This is a genomic window from Erwinia sp. 198 (assembly GCF_003937915.1).
In the GTDB taxonomy this organism is placed as follows: domain Bacteria; phylum Pseudomonadota; class Gammaproteobacteria; order Enterobacterales; family Enterobacteriaceae; genus Erwinia; species Erwinia aeris.
The window spans coordinates 94651-114777 of the sequence record NZ_RHUM01000013.1 but is presented as its reverse complement, the minus strand read 5'-3'; the positions used below and the strand labels follow the sequence as shown (position 1 = coordinate 114777).

Annotated in this window: 19 protein-coding genes, 1 tRNA gene and 5 pseudogenes; 8 read left to right on the top strand and 17 right to left on the bottom strand. The window is 46.4% G+C overall.

Translation table 11 applies throughout. The annotated features are described in order from the left end of the window. Positions 1-33: 33 nt before the first annotated feature. Both EGK14_RS17615 and EGK14_RS17610 read left to right on the top strand, forming a co-directional pair. Complete coding sequence (locus EGK14_RS17615; RefSeq protein ID WP_125290397.1) at positions 34-2208, top strand: AAA family ATPase; 2175 nt, start codon at positions 34-36, stop codon at positions 2206-2208. Between the two features lie 3 nt (positions 2209-2211). Then, complete coding sequence (locus EGK14_RS17610) at positions 2212-3450, top strand: McrC family protein (RefSeq protein ID WP_125290396.1); 1239 nt, start codon at positions 2212-2214, stop codon at positions 3448-3450. Between the two features lie 65 nt (positions 3451-3515). Here EGK14_RS17610 and EGK14_RS17605 read toward each other — a convergent pair whose 3' ends face one another. After that, on the bottom strand, positions 3516-4301 hold the full coding sequence (locus tag EGK14_RS17605) for an HNH endonuclease (protein ID WP_125290395.1): 786 nt from the start codon (positions 4299-4301) through the stop codon (positions 3516-3518). Positions 4302-4328: 27 nt separating this feature from the next. Beyond that, a complete protein-coding gene (locus EGK14_RS17600; RefSeq protein ID WP_125290394.1) occupies positions 4329-5627 on the bottom strand; it encodes a site-specific integrase in 1299 nt (432 codons plus the stop codon). Positions 5628-5774: 147 nt separating this feature from the next. Here EGK14_RS17600 and EGK14_RS21330 point away from each other — a divergent pair. Further along, positions 5775-5859, top strand: a tRNA-Met gene (locus tag EGK14_RS21330). Between the two features lie 349 nt (positions 5860-6208). On the opposite strand, the gene EGK14_RS17595 is transcribed toward EGK14_RS21330, so the two are convergent. From EGK14_RS17595 to EGK14_RS17575, 5 genes and pseudogenes are all read right to left on the bottom strand, one after another. Further along, positions 6209-6511, bottom strand: coding sequence for a hypothetical protein (locus EGK14_RS17595; protein WP_125290393.1), 303 nt, complete (start codon positions 6509-6511; stop codon positions 6209-6211). 69 nt (positions 6512-6580) lie between these two features. Continuing rightward, a complete protein-coding gene (locus tag EGK14_RS17590) occupies positions 6581-6727 on the bottom strand; it encodes a ribbon-helix-helix domain-containing protein (RefSeq protein ID WP_125290392.1) in 147 nt (48 codons plus the stop codon). An 84-nt stretch (positions 6728-6811) separates the two neighbouring features. Next, entirely contained in the window at positions 6812-7153 is a 342-nt protein-coding gene (locus tag EGK14_RS17585) for a contact-dependent growth inhibition system immunity protein (protein ID WP_233598527.1), read from the bottom strand. 6 nt (positions 7154-7159) lie between these two features. Then, complete coding sequence (locus EGK14_RS17580) at positions 7160-7975, bottom strand: RNase A-like domain-containing protein (protein WP_125290391.1); 816 nt, start codon at positions 7973-7975, stop codon at positions 7160-7162. Between the two features lie 706 nt (positions 7976-8681). After that, positions 8682-9783, bottom strand: a pseudogene (locus EGK14_RS17575) (IS3 family transposase). Between the two features lie 21 nt (positions 9784-9804). Here EGK14_RS17575 and EGK14_RS17570 point away from each other — a divergent pair. The 3 genes from EGK14_RS17570 (at position 9805) to EGK14_RS21425 (ending at position 11471) form a co-directional block, all read left to right on the top strand. Beyond that, entirely contained in the window at positions 9805-10839 is a 1035-nt protein-coding gene (locus tag EGK14_RS17570; protein WP_125290390.1) for a nuclease, read from the top strand. A 131-nt stretch (positions 10840-10970) separates the two neighbouring features. Further along, on the top strand, positions 10971-11201 hold the full coding sequence (locus EGK14_RS17565) for a hypothetical protein (RefSeq protein ID WP_125290389.1): 231 nt from the start codon (positions 10971-10973) through the stop codon (positions 11199-11201). A 111-nt stretch (positions 11202-11312) separates the two neighbouring features. After that, a complete protein-coding gene (locus EGK14_RS21425; RefSeq protein ID WP_199746465.1) occupies positions 11313-11471 on the top strand; it encodes a hypothetical protein in 159 nt (52 codons plus the stop codon). 226 nt (positions 11472-11697) lie between these two features. On the opposite strand, the pseudogene EGK14_RS17560 reads toward EGK14_RS21425, so the two are convergent. From EGK14_RS17560 to EGK14_RS17540, 5 genes and pseudogenes are all read right to left on the bottom strand, one after another. Next, positions 11698-11997, bottom strand: a pseudogene (locus EGK14_RS17560) (integrase); the annotation flags it as partial. Positions 11998-12034: 37 nt separating this feature from the next. Then, positions 12035-12922: pseudogene (locus EGK14_RS17555) on the bottom strand (phage tail sheath subtilisin-like domain-containing protein); the annotation flags it as partial. A gap of 394 nt (positions 12923-13316) precedes the next feature. Beyond that, positions 13317-13645: pseudogene (locus tag EGK14_RS17550) on the bottom strand (baseplate assembly protein); the annotation flags it as partial. After that, positions 13632-13991, bottom strand: coding sequence for a GPW/gp25 family protein (locus EGK14_RS17545; protein ID WP_125290388.1), 360 nt, complete (start codon positions 13989-13991; stop codon positions 13632-13634). The pseudogene EGK14_RS17550 and the gene EGK14_RS17545, both read right to left, overlap by 14 nt. Next, positions 13988-14566 carry a phage baseplate assembly protein V gene (locus EGK14_RS17540; RefSeq protein ID WP_125290387.1) on the bottom strand — a complete coding sequence of 193 codons (579 nt, stop codon included), beginning with the start codon at positions 14564-14566 and terminating at the stop codon, positions 13988-13990. Before EGK14_RS17540 ends, EGK14_RS17545 begins: the two co-directional genes overlap by 4 nt. On the opposite strand from EGK14_RS17540, the gene EGK14_RS17535 reads away from it, so the two are divergent. Further along, positions 14565-15059, top strand: a complete 495-nt coding sequence (locus EGK14_RS17535) for a hypothetical protein (protein ID WP_125290386.1) — start codon at positions 14565-14567, stop codon at positions 15057-15059. The genes EGK14_RS17540 and EGK14_RS17535 overlap by 2 nt on opposite strands. Positions 15060-15311: 252 nt before the next feature. Continuing rightward, on the top strand, positions 15312-16076 hold the full coding sequence (locus EGK14_RS17530) for a hypothetical protein (protein WP_148101256.1): 765 nt from the start codon (positions 15312-15314) through the stop codon (positions 16074-16076). A 44-nt stretch (positions 16077-16120) separates the two neighbouring features. Here EGK14_RS17530 and EGK14_RS17525 read toward each other — a convergent pair whose 3' ends face one another. The 5 genes and pseudogenes from EGK14_RS17525 to EGK14_RS17500 form a co-directional block, all read right to left on the bottom strand. Continuing rightward, complete coding sequence (locus EGK14_RS17525) at positions 16121-16555, bottom strand: phage virion morphogenesis protein (RefSeq protein ID WP_125290384.1); 435 nt, start codon at positions 16553-16555, stop codon at positions 16121-16123. Beyond that, positions 16555-16950 (bottom strand): annotated as a pseudogene (locus EGK14_RS17520) (phage tail protein). Before EGK14_RS17520 ends, EGK14_RS17525 begins: the two are co-directional and overlap by 1 nt. Continuing rightward, positions 16943-17227 carry an Rz1-like lysis system protein LysC gene (lysC, locus tag EGK14_RS17515; protein WP_370256501.1) on the bottom strand — a complete coding sequence of 95 codons (285 nt, stop codon included), beginning with the start codon at positions 17225-17227 and terminating at the stop codon, positions 16943-16945. The pseudogene EGK14_RS17520 and the gene lysC overlap by 8 nt, the downstream one beginning before the upstream one ends. A 1197-nt stretch (positions 17228-18424) precedes the next feature. Next, positions 18425-18937, bottom strand: a complete 513-nt coding sequence (locus tag EGK14_RS17505) for a DUF943 family protein (RefSeq protein WP_125290381.1) — start codon at positions 18935-18937, stop codon at positions 18425-18427. Beyond that, on the bottom strand, positions 18921-19772 hold the full coding sequence (locus tag EGK14_RS17500; protein ID WP_125290380.1) for a YPO3983 family protein: 852 nt from the start codon (positions 19770-19772) through the stop codon (positions 18921-18923). The genes EGK14_RS17505 and EGK14_RS17500 overlap by 17 nt, the downstream gene beginning before the upstream one ends. Between the last annotated feature and the right edge of the window lie 355 nt (positions 19773-20127).

Genomic DNA, 20127 nt, shown 5'->3' with positions numbered 1-20127 from the left:
AATTTTCTCAGTATTTAAAAAAGGATAACAAGGATGAGCCGCTATACCGGTAAAGAACAAGCAGACCAGATTTTGGAAGCAGCTAGTGAATGGCGGCAACGTTGCCTGATTAATGGCGGTTCACTTTTCAGCAATAAAAACCTGTGGGACAGTCAGCATCTGGCCGAAATTGAGCGTGATGTGGTCAACAGCCAGCTAGAGCTTGAAGGCAACTTTATGCATCGCCTTAAAGAGCAACTAGCCGGCGTCTCTCCAGAGGCGAAACAACTCACTGCAGAAATGCTTTGGCTACTGTTTCTTTGTGCCAGCAATATCAGCGTCAGAACCAAGCGTGAACAGATAACCACCATCTGGGGTCTTGCTAATGAACCGCTAAATAGTGACAACCCATTGCTAAAAGATACAGTACTTTCAGGCGTAGGCAGTGCTGGGACTGGATTTAACACCTTCCGGGCACGTGAGTTTGCCTACCTTACCAACGTTATTAAAGCTCTATTAGCACAGCCATTAGCTGAACGAGAAATGCGCCTGAGTGACGGCTTCTCCTTTGCAGAGTGGCTAAGTGTAATTCCTGAGAATGCCAGCCGTCAGTTCCGCCATATGTTGATGTTTATGCTGTATCCAGATGATTTTGAACGCATCTTTAGCAGCAATGATCGCCGTACTATCATCCGCGCCTTCAAGCCGCAGCAGAAAGAAGAGTTGTCTGCTGTGGCGATGGACAGAGCGCTGCTTGAGATCCGTCGCGAACAGGAAGAAAAACAGAATAGTAAGCAGCTCGACTTCTACGTTCCACCGCTATCAGAAATCTGGCAAAAACGCGAGGAACCTGCTGAAAAACCTGTGGAAATCGCGCCCATTGATGAAGTACTCACTCAGCCGGAAACTATCGAGCCTTTAAACCTAATTTTATTCGGCCCACCGGGAACCGGCAAAACTTACGAGCTAAACCAGTTAAAAGTGAAATATGTCAGTGAAGCGCAGACACTGACTCGCGAGCAATGGCTGGGGGAACAGCTTGCAGAGAAATCATGGCATGACGTAATTTTCATGGCACTGGCAGATATTGGCGGTAAATCAAAGGTTGCTCAAATTGCCGCTCATGAATATGTACTCAGCAAAGCTAAAGCCCAAGGGCGTAGCAATGCACTCAACTCAACAATTTGGGCAACTTTGCAAACCCATACGCCGGAAGAGTCCACGACTGTTAAATATGCTCGCCGGGTTCCACCTTATCTATTTGATAAAACTGACGGCAGCTTTTGGGTTACTTTGCCTGAAGCACAAGAGGAATCAGCTGAGCTGCTTGCTCTGAGTAAACAGCTGAAGCAACAGCCAGCCGAATCGGAAACTATAAGCCGCTACGAGTTTGTTACTTTTCATCAGGCATACAGCTATGAAGACTTCGTTGAAGGTATCCGCCCTGAGCTGGACGAAGATAGCGGTGAATTAAGCTACTCGCCGCAGGATGGCGTATTCCGCCGTATTTGCCAGCGTGCCGAAGCCGATCCTCTGCATCGCTACGCTATATTTATCGATGAAATTAACCGTGGCAATGTGGCGAAAATTTTTGGCGAGCTAATCACGTTGATAGAAACCGACAAACGTACCAGCGGCGACAAAGGCATGCGTATTACGTTGCCCTATTCTCGCGAGCCATTTGGCGTGCCTGAAAATCTGGATATTTACGGCACGATGAACACTGCTGACCGCTCAATCGCACTAATGGATACCGCTTTACGTCGTCGCTTCCGTTTCAAAGAGCTAATGCCTGACAGCAGCAAAATTGCTGGGTCAGATGACGCCGGTAATATTCTTGATGAAGATGGCAACCAGATTAACCTGCGCAGGCTGCTGGATGCGATGAATCACCGAATCCGTTTTCTTCTCAGCCGGGATCTCATGCTGGGCCATGCTTACCTTTGCCCGGTTGCTAACCTTACACAGCTAAAAACGGTTTTCCTGAATCAGTTTATTCCGCTACTGCAGGAATACTTTTATGAGGACTGGCACAAAATCCAGCTGGTGTTCCGCGATATCGACGCTACCGGCAAGCTGGTAGAGGCTCCACTGATTGGCCATGTTAAGTTGACCAGTAGAGATGTTTTCGGCTTTACTCATGATGACTTTGAAGAGGTCGTTGAATACCGTGTTTCAACTGCCCAAGAAATTACGCCCGACTCGATTCGCAAAATCTACGAGGATTAAGCCGTGCCAGAAATATTGGCGGTTATTGAACATAGCTCGCTACCGATTGTTGCAGAAAGAGCCATTGCTCAGCACGCTTTGGGCATTCATCATGCCCGCTTGCTGGAAAAGCTGGCACCAAAACTTCCTGCCGGCACCTTTAGCTGGGGCCATCAATCGGTTCGTTTTGCACAATTTTGCGGCGTAATACAGCTTGATGATTTAACACTAGAAATTCTGCCTAAGATTCATGGTAAAGAAGAAAGGCCTGAATCCTGTCGTACAGCATTAGTGCAGATGCTACATTCCGCCCGAATCATGCGTACACATAAAGGGGCGCAGGCGGGTATCAATACTCAGCAACATAGTCTGCTGGATATTTTTATCCAGCACTTTTGCCATGATTTGCATACGCAGATCCTTCAGGGCAAGTTACGCAATTACATAGAACAGGAAGAAAACCTGTCAGTAATGCGCGGCCGCTTAGTTATCGCACAACATGTCCGGCACAACTTAGTACATAAAGAACGTCTTTATTGTCGCTTCGACGAATTCAGCGAAGATATGCTGCTGAATCAGATACTCCGGTTTACCCTGCGTCTGCTGCTTACCTGGACACGCTCCGGTAAAACCAAAAAGCAGTTAACCGAATTGTTAATGCATTTTGACGGCATTAGCGATGCGCCCATCACCTTGCAATCATTCCACCTCCTTAAAAAGGATCGCATTACGCAACGATTTCAGTCTGTACTTGAACAGTGTCGATTGTTTATTGCCGCCGTTAAACCGGATGTATTAGCGGGCAGCACACCGTTGTTCTCATTACTGTTTGATATGAATCGCCTTTTTGAAGCATGGGTGGCAGAAAAGTTAAAACCCTGGGCCCATCAGCAAGGCTGGCATCTCCGTACACAAGGACCTCGAAAATATCTGGCAATGCGCGACAATGATTCCCAACAATTTCAATTGCGGCCAGATATTGCACTGGTTGATGACAATGGAGTTCCGCAGATGATAGCGGATACCAAGTGGAAATTATTGAATGAAGCGGACCGCAAACTAGGCGTTTCGAGCAGTGATATGTATCAGCTTTATGCCTATGCAGGTCGCTATAAGGTTCCTAATTTGCAGCTGATTTACCCATCCCAGGCGGGCTTACTTGCTCACTACGGTTTTGCGTTACAGGGAACGAATGAGTCAATGCTGGCAGTGAAAACAATAGCAATTGAAAAACACCAAGAAATTAATTGGTCTTTATATTAAAAAAAAATTTGCAGGAGATACACGTCCCACCTTTACCCCTTAAAACTGTGGCATTGGACATCACATTATTCTCTAAATAATTTTCTCCTATGCCACTCCAAATATTTATGTGCGTGAGCCGGGAAAGCCGGCACTTTGGTCATGCTGATCTTCATTTGTTGTAGCAAATCTTTATCCAACTCATTACTAACCAATACTTCCCCACTATTTGCAAAAGATATATATCCCTTATCAAACAATACATCTACATGAACAGCTAACATGATGCCGTTAAATGGGTCTAGGCGCTCTAGTCTACTTTGGCAAGCGCGCCAAGGTTTTATGTGGCTGGCACGAAGTAATGCAGGAAAAAAAATACCAGTCAGAGGACAAGACGGAAAAAGTTTCATACATTGAATTCTAAACCAACCTTGCCCGACTCTGGCGGCAACCAATTGCTTGCGAGTGGTGTCATCAAGGCTTAAATCAGATTTTATTGCCTGAATGTCCCTCCCTTCTTCATAAATATCCTCTACTGCTATGTAGGACAGTATTTTTTCCTCAACCTGCTCTGTAGTGAGCTTTTCCATTCTCTCCATTGCTGCTTTGTAAGCAGCGGGTAGTTCGCGAGGTGATCTATCTTCATTTCGCCAACCAACCCTTATATCGCTTAGCCAAGAATCGAAGCGATCTCTACAATTTTTTAGGCTATTGTAAAACTCCTTTGAGTTTTTACCCTCCCCGAAAGATGGATAAAAAAGAGCACAGGCATCTTTCCAGCTACTAACGCCCAGTAAGGCAGGCGGTTTCTCCTTGCCGAAGCGGGAGAGATACCAAGCAACTTCGTATAACCCTTCACTATGAAAACTCATATGGACCTCCAGATCTCTCTAAAACAATCATCTAAATAAATTCACCACATTGCTGGTGGCCTGCTCAACATGATTAACTCTGTTTTCCCACTGTTCTAATGCCCTTCTTTTCTCTACAAGATAATCATAACGGTCATAGTGCTTCGAGCTGACATCCTGTAATGCATGGTTTTGAATACGGTCGCGTAACTCTTTCGACACACCGATTTCGCCCATCAGCGTTTTGCAGGTCCGCCGCAAATCCCTCGCAACAAACACCGGATTGTCAGGAAAATGTTCACGATAATAGATGATTGCCTGCGCAAAGCTGTCAGTTCGTAGATGCTTACCTACATCCAATCGCTGCGGGAAAATATACGGGCTATCATTAACGTTCTCACTCTTCAGCCTTTCCAGAATTTCTATAGATGAATCCGTTAATGGCACCAAATGGTCGCGCTTGTTCTTTGAGACGTCAGCCACTATCAACAGTGTTTTCTCTTCCCAGTTCACGGCATCCCACCGACTGGAAGCCAGTTCATGCGGGCGCTGACCACCAGCGTAAACACATAAATTAAGCAGCAAGCTCACCGTGCTGCCAACGCCTGGCGTTTTGGGAAAGTCACCCATCAGCTGTTGCAGCTCATTCAACTTCAGCCAGTTGGTTCCCGCTTTCTCTGCAGCCGACTGCTTAGGGATGACGCTCACCGGGTTCATCTCAAGTCCAAACATCACGTTCTGCTGGTGGTTGGCCGGATCGTTATCCGCTTTAAGACCATAGTTGAACGCTGCCATCAGATAAGAACGGACACGGTTAGCCTCAACGCTCGCCCCGCGCTGAATGATAGCAGACAAAATCTGTTTGATATGTAGCGGTGTGACTTCGTTCGCTTTGGTATCTTTGGCGATAAAGGAATAGGTTTCCTTTTCCAGACGGTACAGCACCTGCTGCCAGGTCCGCTTGCCATCTTCCCGCATTTTGTTGGTGTAGCCCTGAATAAGCTGCTCGATACTGCCCTTTAATTGTTCGGCACGTTTTTGCTTTTCCAGCGCGATTTCCTGTTCAGCCTTTTCGACCTTAGGGTTCTTCCCTTCCTTCAGCGTACCGGCATAACCTTTCGTAAGCTGACGAGCCTGAGCTAACGACATTTCAGGGTAACGACCCAACTGAATGAAATGGCGCTTAGCATCCCAGTAGTAGCGATAGTAGAAAACCCGCTGCCCGGATGGCTCAACTTTCACGCCCAGACGCCCTGCTCCGCGCTCACCACTTTTGTCCCATACCTGATAAGCCGAGTCTCGAGCTTTTAGGCCGCGTACCATTGAGTCCGTTAAATTGTCTGCCAAAAGCGAGTCCTTACGAGAATTTTATTGCCGTTTTCTGGGTGATGTAGCAGGTGACGTAAGGATGATACTGAAAGGAAGATTCCGGAACAATATGAAACAAAGAAACAGACACAAGCTACTGTTTTATAGCATTAAAAAGGCAGGAATGGTTAAAGCTGGAAAATGATGAAACAAGCTATTCATATGACTCATAATCGCTTGGTCGCTGGTTCACGTCCAGCAGGGGCCACCAAATTTATCAAGGACTTACGTTAGTGGCGTGGGTCCTTTTTGTTTTCCAGTATATCTATAGGATATTTTGGACAGGGATTTACAGTGTTCAACAGGTACTGTATGACTGGCCACTTCTTTGTGATTGGCTACTTCTTTCAAACCACGCCTGATCAAAGCAAACATGCGCCCTTCTGTCTTTAAGTGAGCTTTCTGTCAAAGCGTAACTCGAAAAAATCTTCCGCGTTCTGCAAATGCATGGCGAAAGAAGCTTGGCGGTAAAAGGTCGGCAGTTCGTGTTTCATTGCCGTCCGCCTGGCAGCATTCATGTACACGCATAAGCGATCGTGGCACCCTTCCCTTCCTCTTTTTTAGTTATAGATTGACCGTAAATTAACACTCGTTTCTATACTGTGTGATGCAGGAAAAATTTTCGCGGTACGGCTATTCGCTTTTGTTTTCACCGGCTGATTTGAGGACACCTTAGGATTTTTTGAATCCGCCAGGACAACTGCCAACATCGCTGATGCTTCATCAGGCATAAACCATACGCAAGCACGGTAATCGGCAAATTGCTTATTCTTGCCGCAAACCAATAAGCGCCAGCCGGTGAAGTCTTTTTCCAGGCCATACGGTCGGGAATTTTGCCAAACACCGTGAGCTAAAATCAGCATAATTTATCAGCCCTACGTGATCCCCAGCGCAATACCGAACGAGATATTTACTGGCCTGCGCTGGTGCTTTTATTGCTTCTCATTAATCTCGCCGTCAGAAAAGCCGTGCTTTTTCAATAAGCCAGCGATGGCTTCATTCAGTAATCTGCTTTCGGGAATGCGGGATTGCTGCGCCAGCTTGTCGGACAACGGGGAGCAGGTCACCAGAGCCGGCATTGAAAAGGATCCACACGGGGGGGCCACGCATGCAAAGCCATGCACCAGTTACATGCATGGCTTGCGACGGGGAAAGAAAGAACTTTAGAAGTATGAAAGTTCGGTGGAGTAGCCCTTCTCATTCATGTAGTCAACAAGACGCCGGTTGACAATATCAAGCCATTCCTGAGCAGTCATCTCCCAGCGATCTGGTGCAAACTCGCCATTATAACGGGATAACAGCACCTCACATCTGTCATTCTGCGCGTTCAGCTCAATCAGGTTTGCTAACAACATTCTCAGAGAGAATTCCGATGACGTATTGAGATACTCATTAAGCAAATTATCAAAATCACATTCTTCGTCAAAGATGTCACAGTCCTGTCCAAAGTATATGATGACCAGATTATCCAGTTCACATGTTTTTTCAATATTACTATCCATCATTTCCTCTTATGGCACAGGATATGCCGTTACGATATAATATGTTTTATTACCATATTTTTTAGCCTCGATAATCACTCTTAATCCATAGGCTTTTTTTACTGTTGTACTCCCCTTTTCAATATATTTTCCAGTAGAAAAGAAAAAGCGATGATCAAGACGCAGCCTTGAGCCTGACTGCATATATTTTAAAGCACTTTGAATTTGAAATCGTTTAATTGATAAAACTTCCGATATCAATAACTCAGCATGTCGGGTATTAAAGAAAGTACTGGCTCGTGCCGGTGCCCGTGGAGCTGATAGCCGAGCTATCATTTGTGCAGGCGTTTGTCCTATATGACGTGCAATTGTATGACCCAACGCCCCACCCTCGTGCTCTGCTAATCTAACACGACCGGAGTAGACTGAAGCAATACGGGCCGCGCCTGCAGCACTGGCGAACGCAAATGGAACAATCAGATCAACTGTGACGCCGACTTTGTATGCCGTTGCGCTATCAGCCCCAAACTGTTCGGCGGCTAACTTCGCCAGTTGAGAGGTTGCAGTTTGTGATTTACGTCCAGTAATAATCTGATTTAAAGATGTCTTAATGGTATCAAGACTATGTGCACCTACGACCACACATCCAGCTTTTGATAGCATTGTTGGCTCAGGCACCACGCAAAGAGCGCCTGCGCCAAATGACTCAACTACACCGCCAATCAAATTCAGACCACCCCAAAGCCGGTTATTCCAGATCTCACCTTCGCTTACCGTTTTTGCATTTACAATCGCAACCATTTGCACGGGTGAAATTGCTATCATTACTCCCTGTTCGTCACTCACATTAATTCCCTTTAACTAGATATAAGAATCTAAAGACTATTCTTTGCTGGCAATCAGATCAACAACCCACACCAGTAATAAATAAGATATTTTCTATATTTTGAAATAAAAACATATTTTTCACCCAAAAATCCGCATCATTACAACAAGCATTGACAGGTTATACCCAGCTTTTATCAGGCGTCCTTGATACATAAAGCTTTCTCGCCGTACTCACTGCGGCCCTCGTTTACCTGATATCAAGTGCGCATGGCCCGCTCGTCACGTTTCAAGAACGACTCGCCCTGGACGTTGACGTTTTTTGTCCAGTCGCCCACGCCCACTGAATCACACGCGATGCCAAGCTTATTGCTTAAAACTTGCGTCGTTTCGCTGTCAGTCATGCGGTACCGATCGTGGTAAACCGTACCGGCAAATAGCCAATAAAATGGAGCCGACGGATACACTAGCAAGCTGCCCATACGTACATAGCTGGCGCAGCTCCTTCAGCTCTTTGCTGCTGTCGTCCAACTAGCCGCCGAACGCGTAGCCACCAGTGTTTTTGGAATATGTATTTTGCCATGTGGTTGGTGACTAGCTTTCACCAGATCGATGGCTTTAGCACGACAGCCGGTTTTTCGGGCTTTCTACATGGTCATCTTGTAAATGTGCTGTTGATGTGACCTGCCCCCAGTCCTGGATACAACGATCAGTCAGTAATGTCGGTTTAATTACCTTCTAATTTTCCATTTCTCCAGCCTGCTGCAAACTCAGCCAGCTTCTGGTAATTTAGCGATGAATGAGGTCTGGACTCGTTATAGTCCTGCCGCCAGTCATTAATGATTTTCCCGACGTGAACAATATCGCTGAACCAGGGCTCATTCAGGCATTCCTCTCTGAATCGCCCGTTAAAACTCTCATAAATCCGTTCTGCGTTGTCCTGCCCGACCGAATTAAGCACGGCTCCACGCCATGCTCATAAGCCTACTAGTCAGTTGCTCTGCAGGTAAACTCCGGCCCCCGGCTAGTTCTTATCGTAGCCAGATAGCCGCGAAACAGCGCAACGCTGTCCAGAATACGCGTGACCTGAACGCCTGAAATACCGAAGGCAACAGTGACCGTCAGGCATTCCTTCGTGAAGTCATCCACGCAGGTAAGGCACTTGATCCTGTGACCGGTGGCCAGTGCGTCCATGACGAAATCCATCGGCCAGGTCAGATTGGGCGCATCCGGGCGAAGCAGCGGAAGCCGTTCGATCCTCAGCCCCTTACGACGACGTCTACGCTTCATACTCAGGCCGTTAAGGTGATAAATGCGGTATACCCGCTTGTGGTTGACGTGAAGGCCCTGACGACGCAATAACTGCCAGATCCGCCGATAACCAAAGCGACGGCGTTCAAGCGCCAGCTCTGTGATGCGAAGACACAGCAGCGCGTCACCAGCCGGACGCTGAGCTGAATAACGACAGGTTGACAGGGACAGACCTGCCAGCCTGCAGGCCCGACGTTGCGACAGACCGGCGGCCTCACACATGACTTCTACGGCTTCCCGCTTCAGGTCTGTCGTCAGTACTTTCGACCCAGAGCTACCTGAAGCGCCTCCTTATCCAGTATGGCTTCGGCGAGCAGCCTCTTGAGGCGGACGTTCTCCTCTTCAGGTGACTTAAGCCGCTTTACCTCAGGGACTTCCATGCCACCAAAGTTCTTACGCCAGGTGTAGAAATTAGCGTCTGAAATAGCATGCTTGCGGCAGAGTTGCCGGGCCGAAACCCTGACTTCGGCCTCGCGGAGAATACTGATGATCTGTTCGTCGGAAAAACGCTTCTTCATGGGGGTATCCTCACGTTGCTGATGAAGACATCACTGACATCGCGATGTATTAACCAACGGGGAGCAGGTCAAGACCAGTGGATGATTATCGGGCATCAGGAAAATACGCTCGATAAGGGGCGTATTGATCTGCTGGCGATAGCGCCTGATGCCTCGCTAATCCTGATAGAGCTGAAACGCGACCGCACACCGCGCGAGGTAGTCGCTCAGGCGCTGGATTACGCTTCATGGGTGGACGATTTAACCGCAGACCGCCTGTCACAAATTTATGAAAAATTCTCTGGCGGCGGCAATTTAGGCGATGCCTTTAAGCAACGTTTCAATACTGAGTTAGAAGAAGAGTCTATTAACCAGTCGCATCAAATCATTATCGTAGCGGCGGAACTGGATCCGTCCACCGAACGCATTGTCGACTACCTGAGCAAAAATGGTATCTCTATCAACGTGCTGTTCTTCAAAGTCTTTCAGCACGGAGATGAACAGTTTTTAAGTCGCGCCTGGCTTCTCGATCCCAGCGAGACGCAAACTAACGCTGCTCAGGCCACCGCAGGTACGAGTGCTCAATCAAAAGAACCCTGGAACGGAGAGTTCTATGTCTCGTTTGGTGACTCAAATAGTCGTAACTGGGAAGAGGCGCGCCGTTACGGTTTTATCAGTGCCGGTGGCGGAAGCTGGTACAGCCAGACCTTAAAACAGCTTCAGCCCGGTCAACGCGTCTGGGTTAACATCCCAAAAACAGGTTATGTAGGCGTCGGTATTGTGCAAAGCGCCGTTGAGCCAGCCAGCAGCTTTACAATTAATACTGAGGCTGGTGAAAAACTCGCGATGGACGTGCTTAAGCATGGAGACCTTTATCGTGATAACTCAGGTGATCCCGATAAATCTGAGTATTTTGTCTCAGTGAAATGGCTTCAGACCCTTAGTGAACAGGATGCAGTAAATGAACTTGGATTCTTCGGTAATCAAAATACCGTTTGTAAGCCGACAACGCCAAAGTGGCGACACACTGTTGAAAGATTGAAAAATTACTTCATAAACTGGAATACTAACGAGTAGAATTTTCCGGCATTCAGGCGAATGGATTTTAATAAGGATCTTAACAATGCGTAAAATCCTCCACTCCGAATACACGTTCCGGCGGTCACACGAAGGTGTGGCTGCCCCGACGGTATATTCGGGGATTACCCATGCATACAAGAAATCGAGCGTTTCGTCGCCATCATATGAAAAGGCTCAAAACTAAACGCGGTCGTTACAATAATGCGGCTTACAGCTGGCCTGAAGGTGCGACTATCGTCAATATCGGTAAGGCTTATCATACGCCATGTCTCTGTTCATGCTGGATGTGTGGACATCAGCGCTTTCATCACGGCATGAACATGCAGGAAGTGAGAGCAAGAGCCAGCTATCAGGATTAAGCAGCTTAGCCCACCTCAATGGTGGGCTACCTCCCGGCAAACGCCCTAAACCATCTTGTAAGCTCATCTCCCACCCACTACAAACCCGATAAGCACGATGAGGACCTCACAATGCAAAATCGAGCCACCAGCGCCAAAATCATTAAGCAAAAAATTTACCGCTCCGTTGCCAGCTCAACGGCTATTGAAACGGGCGAAGCTGTGCAGAAAATTGAGCAAAATCTTAAGCAGTATCAAGCTAAAGCAAAAGCTATCGGTTTAGTTCGCTAATTCGGCAAAAAATCTTCAACAAGCTGTATCATCGGCATATAGTTGTCAGTGATTTCGGCCTGAATAGTTTTTAAAACGCTTTATGCTCGCCAAAAAGACTGTAACCCAGCATCTGCCTGAACTGATAACACATCAAAATCTGCTTCATCGATAATGCCCAGTCTATTTAACAATAACCAGACTGGCGTATGCTCTTCAAAGAATTGAGACTATATTTAGCCAATTCTCATCCTCTCTGGAATAACTTCACTACATTGCTGGTGGCCTGCTCAACATGATTAACCCTGTTTTCCCACTGTTCTAATGCCCTTCTTTTCTCTACGAGATAATCATAACGGTCATAGTGCTTCGAGCTGACATCCTGCAATGCATGGTTTTGAATACGGTCGCGCAGCTTTTTCGAGACACCGATTTCACCCATCAGCGTTTTGCAGGTCCGCCATAAATCCCTCGCAACAAACACCGGATTGTCAGGAGAATGCTGGCGATAGCAGATGATAGCCTGCGCAAAACTGTCGGTTCGCAGATGCTTGGCCGCGTCCAGCCAGCAGTCGGATTAAGCGCACTATCCACCGATGGCATGTATGCTTGGTGTCCATCAGCACCCAGGCAGTGCGGGTGTAATTTTCAAAGGCGAACAGCGTGTCATCACTCAGGCAGCGTGAACTCTGGAAGCGAAACCATCCTGGCGGATAAGCGTAGTGACGTCATTTTTATTCAGCAGGCCCGCATCAGTTGCCGGATCCTGCAAGTCCCAGAACACATCAGCGGAAATACCGGTAACGCCGTTTACGCCAACGTTGGACAGCGTTTTATGCCATCCGGTCTGCTGGTCAAATTTGGCACGCAGTCCCCAGCGCACGAGCGGTTTCATAAGCTGTTGCGTCCGCCTGTAACACGCTGTCGAAATGGATAAAGTCCGGCCAGATAAGCATCCTTTCGCGCTGGCTGAAGTTAGCGCGATAAGCGATCGCTTCTTCCACTGTTTTGCAGCCATAAGCCGAGAGGTAAGCGAAGCTGCGCAGGCTCTGCGTCACGCTAAGTAGCTCCGTTGCCACGGCCTGCATGTTGTGTCCCGGAACGCCAAGAATACCGGGCTTCACGCCCAGCTGCGCCTGCGAGGCCAGCAGCGCTTTCATGCCGGTGCGCTTACCTTCAGCCGTCACGCCACCGATGATATTGGATATGGTTTCCGCTTCGGTTTCGCCCTGTGGAACACGCATCACAACGGCAACAGGTTTAGCCTGGTCGGCGATTGCATCCAGCGAACGGGCCAGCGTGCCGGACTCGCCAGCTTTGCCGCTGGCTGCCAGCAAGTCAGTGAGTAAAACGGGTTTATTGAGCGGAAAGGTCGCCGCGTCGGCATCGTCTGCGGTGCTCACCGTAGATATGGTGCGGGTGCCTGCGTAAATTTCCGTAACGCGCACGCCTTGATAATAGTTATCAGCCATATAGCGAGCCTCCTTTTAAGGGGTTTCGCTATGGTGTGTCAAACAGGCTTAAGATGCATTTGTGGTGAGGTGTTTAAGCAACCACAAAGAAAATCGATGTGGTGAAGGGAAAAGAATCAGCAAAGACAGATGGCTTATCATCAGCCACCTGCACTACTTTCGTTTAGATTTAAACTGTATCTTACTGAAAACTTTAACGCTTAATACAAATATTACACCGATAGTGATTAACAACAACCTTCCCCAGTAATCGGGGAAAAACACCACATAGAATACCCCGGCAATTATCACCAATAATACCGGAGCGTAATCAATAGCAATGTTTAATATAAACTTTGTAATAAATTTCACTTTATACCACCCAGTAGCCTGATAATATCTTGTAGTGTTGGTGCGGCACCGCGTCCGTGTCAGCGGGCGTGACGGTCAGGCGCTGCACGGTGTAACAAGCGCCCAGTTGCTCCAGATCGCTGCCGAGCGCATAGGCTACCCTCACCGCCTGCGCCGTCTCGTTGATACGCTGACGCAGCAGCAACCCCGGTAAGTGCTTTCCTCCAACAGCTTTAAAATGGGTTCCGGCGCCAGCGCGCAGCGCATCGCATCCTGCTCCTTTATAGGACAGAGCGCAATAAACGCCTCTTTGCGTTCTGCCAGCAGCGGTTCAAAATCCGGCACCTCTACCACATCCGGTGCAGGCAGCTGTGAAAGGTCAATAACTGCCATGACCAACTTCCACAGAAACATTCATCGCCAGCGGCGAACCATCAGCACGCTGTCCGGTCAGCTCAACCTGCATTGAACCATCATAATTGCACGTGATATTTACCATATTCAGCCCGATGTACGCCTCCCAGCAACTCAGCGCACCATAGACTGCCACCATAATTTGCAGGTTTAACGCCTTGTTCTGTGGCTGGTCCGTCAGGGCAAACAGCACTGAACCATATTCACGCCGGGCTATCCGGCTGCCCTGCGGCGTCAGCAGAATGTCCCGCACCGACTGGCGAATATGATCTGTGTCGGTGAGCGCCAGACCGGTCTGCTGATTCATGCCGGTATACATCATCATTGCGGTCCCCCGGAAGTGTCACTGCCAGCTTTCACGCCGCCATGTTTATGCGAATCCACTACAACGCCGTTTGCACTCATCTCCCCGCCGCTTTGCTTCACGCTGCCGTTAATCACCACGTCGCTTCTGATATGCATCTGACTGGCAGTAATGGACAGTTTTTCTGTGTTCAGCTCGATATTATCCGCCGTATCAATACGAATACTTTTAACGCCGGAGATCGCCAGCTGACCGTTTTCAGGTTCGTACTCAAACCGGGCACCGTCCGGGAACAGGATAATGCTGCCTTCTTCAGAAGCAGACGGCGGCGGACAGGCATCGGAATAGATGGCAGGTAGCGCAAAAGCGGTATCCAGATGGTCGCCGAGACTCAGCAACAGCACCTGCTCACCAACGGAAGGTTTCCACCAGGTACGCGAACTCCCGGCCCGTAGGGTAAGCCAGTTAATCAAGTTGGTTTCAAGGTCGCCTGTTTTCACGCGGCAAAGCCAGCTCTCCTTATCCACCGCCGAGATGGTCCCGGTGCGGATCAGGTTGGTGATAAGGCGCATTAGTTCGGTGAGTTGTGTGTTCATGTTTTTATTATGGGGGGCTATAGTATTAAAGGTAAGTATTAGAGATTGTGCTAACAACTATACAAAGGTCACCATATGGCGAAAAAAATTAGAAAATCAGCTTTTGACGTTTAAGTTAGAAAACGAAGAATTGAAAGAAATTGAATGCAATATAGAAATAGAAGATGACAGTCACTGGAATAAAGTACATGTAACTTGTTATGATGCAAGCATCTTAAAGATTGAAAACAAGAAAGACGTAAACGTAAGCGTTTCCACTCCAAATATAAGTGGTGTAATCTCCAAAGAAACGACCATGTTCAGCTGCTACATTAGGAACTTAGGAGTTAGCTGGGGAAATATAATTATTATTAGATTCACACTACTCCCTAAAAAAACGGTTATAAGCTATTGGGATCATCAGCAGAAGCTGAATCGCAATACACTTATAAGATACTACATAAACAAAGCTCCAATGTATGCCCCATATAATCAGACACATTTAGATAGATGAAAGTGGCCACGTAAAACAAAGCAAAGGGGAAACATTAAAAATAAAAATACCAAATAACATCACATTAACCGCAGACTCATTATACACTGGCATTTCTAATCAAGGTCACATAGAACTCGACCGGTATCAATTAATTACAACAAAAATAAGAAAATCAATAAACGTTATAGAGACAATCGAAAAAATATAAACCCTTATATTGAGGATGTTTTGCTATTAATGTCATTTTTAAATGATCATAAAGTACACTGCGTGTCTTGGCAGGTACAGTATAAAGACAAAATAGAAACTCACTACAAAAGCAATAATTTTAAAGCTGAAGACATAAAAGATAATCAAACAAGTGAATTAATAGAGAGAAACTTCATACAAAATTTCTTTGATATTACACTGCCAAACTATCATACTTCACCTTACAGAAAAGAAATTAAAAACGGAATTAACTGCCTAACCATCAGAAGGAAAAGTGTTGTTGAATTAACTTTTTTATCCTATTTCCAGGCATTGGAATCCTTAGTGTTAGCGTATAAAAGGCAGAATGGAATTGAATTTATTCTTGACAAAGTTAGGTTTGGGCGGTTGAGATCTAAATTAGAAGAAACAATAAAAAAAGAATTACCTTTATTGAAAAAAGAAAGAGGGAAAATATATAATAAAATAAACGAACTCAACCGACTTTCCTTCAAAGAATCGGCCATGCTATTCCTTGATCAACATAGCATTGAAATAGGTGATACGTGGCCTTTATTTGATGATAAAAAAAACAACACAACCGGATTAACTACTATTAGAAATGTTCTTATTCATGGGGACTTGCTCCCAAGCGATCAACTGATAAATATTGCCATAGCGTCAGAACACCTTCGAACCATCTTAATAAGATGCATATTTAGTCTTTTAGGTTGGGAATTATCCAAAACTAAATTCAGCAAAAAATTCATTTTTGAAAGGCATCACCTCTTTAACCCAAAAGTTAAGAATAAAGCGATTTACGAACTTAACTCCTATTTTAAATAGTGAAAGTCATGAAATCGTATTTCACTTTTTTTATCTTAAGCAAGTCAATTAACAAAAATCCATAGTACTTTATTTTTAACACCGTCACTAACGCCCAGCAGTGGGCGCTTAGTATATTGTAATTTAAAGCCGAATCGATTCACTCTGTCGCGTAAACCATAATGATGCACACGAGCTATACGCTGCGCCCGTCCGGCAAAGAAGATCTCCGCCTGGCTGGCGTCAGCCTGCGCTTTGAGATACTTCGCCGTTTTCAGCTTCATAAACATCTTACGCCTTACCCTCCCCGGCTTTGTCCGGGCCGTCACTTTACGCGGCTCCCATGCCGTACCGTCCGGCGCTCTTTGCGCGGTCATGTTCTGCTGCTGAATACGTCGCACATCCCGCACTACTTCCCGTAGCATCTTCGTGCGGGCTGCTGGTTCCAGATCCGCCAGCAGCGCGGCCAGCCAGGCGTCTACCTGATGCAGGTCATCCATCAGTAACCAGCCCAGTAATCATCACGCAACTTTGGCTCTGCCAGTGCTTCAACCTCCATAGCGCCGTTTACCTCACATGCCAGCACACGCTCCGTTAATTTCAGGTTCAGGCTGAGATCGCAGGCTCCGTTGCCCAGAATATCGACCTCAAACGTAAACAGCCTTTCCCGCTCCGTTACGTTCTGCATCTGGTCCGGCTGATTTTCCCGCAGCCAGAACAGGATCGGAGCCATCAATAAATTTTGGTCGCCGGTAAAATCCGTTACCACTATGTTCAGGGTATAGCGGTATTCTCATGCAATTGACGCGGCAGGCGTCGCGATCAGCGCCCCGTTATCCACAAAAAGGAGGAGCCGGTCCGGATTCTCCCGAACATACGAAACGGCATCATTCAGGGCTTTGCGTAAGGATTACGGCTTGTTCATCATTGCGTTCCTGGCAGATTACGATGGTACCCACCTTTTCCGCGCAGTTTGCCCAGGCAGATTCAGTTTCATCCAGCAGGCGATTCAGATCGCCGTTATTGTGCGGGTTGGCGACTTTCAGGCGGCAGCGCGTTATTGTGCGACAACCAGTTACGGAAAGATTGATCGCCGGTGATGGCTGGTCGCTGCCGCTGCCGGATAACAGTACCAGGTATAGGGGCAGTAGCCCAACGGCGAAACGCTTCATTTTCACGGGGGCAGTTCCTCAATACGTCGCTGCCGTTGTTACAGCGTGAATTGGTTTTTTCGGCGGCAATGCCATCCCCGCCACGCCTGCCCGCTTTGTTCATCGATTTTCATGCAACTGCATCCAGCCTCAGAAACTGCGCCAGAACAGGCCGGGAACAACGGGAATAAGGGCAGGAAATGCATGCAAAATAAGCACCCAGTGCATGCATAGCTTTGCTAAAGCTGATTATCGGCAATATAAGGCTTCACTTGCCCTCAGAGCGTGATCTCGAACGATAGATTTTGCTCACTGTAGAGACAGTGAGAACAGCCAAAATGACGGAGAAAAGGCCCAAAAAAATTATCAGGGAGAGTAAAGGGTTTAAGAGTCCCCCTAAACTTGTGAAATCACTCACCCTCGCCAGCTGTTCAGGCGTCAATGTGCGAAGAATGACCTCCGGTATAATTAGAAAAAAAATAATAACAATTGGAATATAAATCAGCGTTTTCTTTGTTTTTCCCATCTTCTTTCTTTCCCTTGTTGGCGAACATGATCAAAAATTGGGAAGATGATACAACAAGGACACAAGACAGGTCATAAAACTGTTTGCAGTTTAAAATGCAGGCCAATAAAAAATTAGCTACTGCACTAAAAAATTCATTTAATCACATCCATGCAGATTGTATATCTACTATTAGGCGGGCAACGTTTTATCAATTATGTTTCGTGCCTTGTCCCGAATCAATAATATTTCATGCCGTGACATCAGGAGAGAGGAAAAAAGGTTAGCTCTTTCTTTAGGTGAGGCATATAGAAAAAATGATGTAGCTTTGGATTTGGTTGAATTTTACTTTCGTAAAAAATTAACAAGGCCTGGCAATGAAAAAAGCAATAACCTTGTGTCTCACATTCAAAATTGTCAGGCAAAGCGGCAGATCATGCATCGGCTAAAGCCAGTAAGCTGGCTCTATCCTTCACAATTGCCAACTTAGTGCCTGGCAGCGCCGACTTCAAAAAAAACCATATCAAACTTGTTAATTCGTTCTCAACATGGTTTGTGAAAGGACAACGCTTCACGTTCCCGGTGCAAACTTGTTTCCGTCCGGGATGGTGAGAAAAGTATCCCGTTACCGGCTGTCAGGAGACTGTTCAAGGGGCTATGAGACTATAAGGCTACGCCATTACGAAATAGCCACAGTGCTGTCCAGCTACAAATCAAGGCTGGGCGAAAGCTTTCTGCAGGTTACCACACGAGAGACATGCCTGGTCAGGGTGGTTCTTAATTATTTCCCCCTTGCTACCAATACGGTATATTCCATCATGGACAGTAAACGTAGTCCCCATACTTTTGCTATAGCTGACTTCAAGAGCACGTTCTTTTTCTATGCAATTTTCTTTTTCTTTCATATCATAAAAACAAAGCCTGTCATATTTTCCTTCTTCTTTGTAGCCATCACCGAAATACCAGAAAATGATAGTAAAACTTCCATAAGCTGCAGGCTTTGGGATGCCATATTTTTCTTTCAGCATTTTTTTATTTTTTGACCACCAGTTTATTTTACCCTGAGTGGTAAAAGGAAAGTTTTTGACTAAAACATCACTATAATTATTTTCCTGGTGGACTGCGACAACTTCTACAGGGCGTAGTGAGAGCCAGAGCCAGTAACCGATTAACATACAGACAGCCAGGGAGATAATGGCGAAAATTTTCTTATTTTTCTCTTTCATCGCGCCCTCCAGAAATTTCAATGGTGTTTTCCATATTGGTCATAAAAGGTTTAAAACCAAACTGATTATATCGCTGAAGCACGAACCAGATACGAAAGAATCGAAAATAACTAAATTTAAAATTTGAAATGTCGTCTATATCCAGGCCGAAATGATCCTGAATACTGTAATGAACTATTGCCCGGTAATGGTTCTTATCTATCTGTAACGATTTAATCGCAATGTGCGTTGCCCATGTATCATGAACAGTTATTCCCATGCCATTAAAATCATCCTGGAATCGGTCAAATTTTGGAAGCTTTCCACGAGATATGGCGTTCCTTAATTCGTCTTTTCTGCTTACGGGATAAAATTTATTTTCCCAATCTATATGGCTTTTAAAAACTTCATCCAGCCGTAAGCATGTACTGTTTTCCCTCGATCTATCATTCATGATCTGTTCCTTCAGTGCCCTGTCCAACGACGCATCCCGGAAAGATGTGCCATTTCCATGCTGCATATGGCTAATCATCTTTTCAATAAGGTGCCTGTAAGGTCCATAAGTGGCGAACGGCTGAGACAGGTGGCGGAATTCATCAAACAGGATACCGGCGCACTCCTGCCGGGTAATTTTCTTGCCCTCTCCCCGAGAGCCGTAAAACATAGACTGTGGCTGGCTGAACGGGGTGATTTTCACCAGTGTATAAGGATTTACCCTGGTGGAGACATCAACCAGATGATAATGCGATTTCAACTGTGCTGCGGACAAATCACCATAGCGCATATCACTGGCGCTGTAATCGTCCATCCGTTTCTGAGTCTTGAAAATATTACAGGGAAATTGTAGTGCTGACACGGTATCGCTTCCTTGTGTATAGTGATCCATAGGTTTGTGGATGTGGTTACAAATCATACCGCGCTAAAATAATCTGTAAATACTTTATATCCCTTACCTGAGGGCCGTGAGTTATATTCATTTATTAAATACTGCCTCACCTGGTCACTCATTCAGAATCAGGTAAAACCCCCGATATAATAATCATCTCTATAATTTCACGATAAATTTATCGTTCCCGGCGTTGATAACAACATAAATGAATTTAGAATTTAGCCAAAACAGACATGGGGATATCATAAGGCGGCCTCAGCCGGAAGGTCGCTGCTGCCGCTATTACGCTATGGCCCTCTTTGCAGCCTTAAAAAGCGGAGTT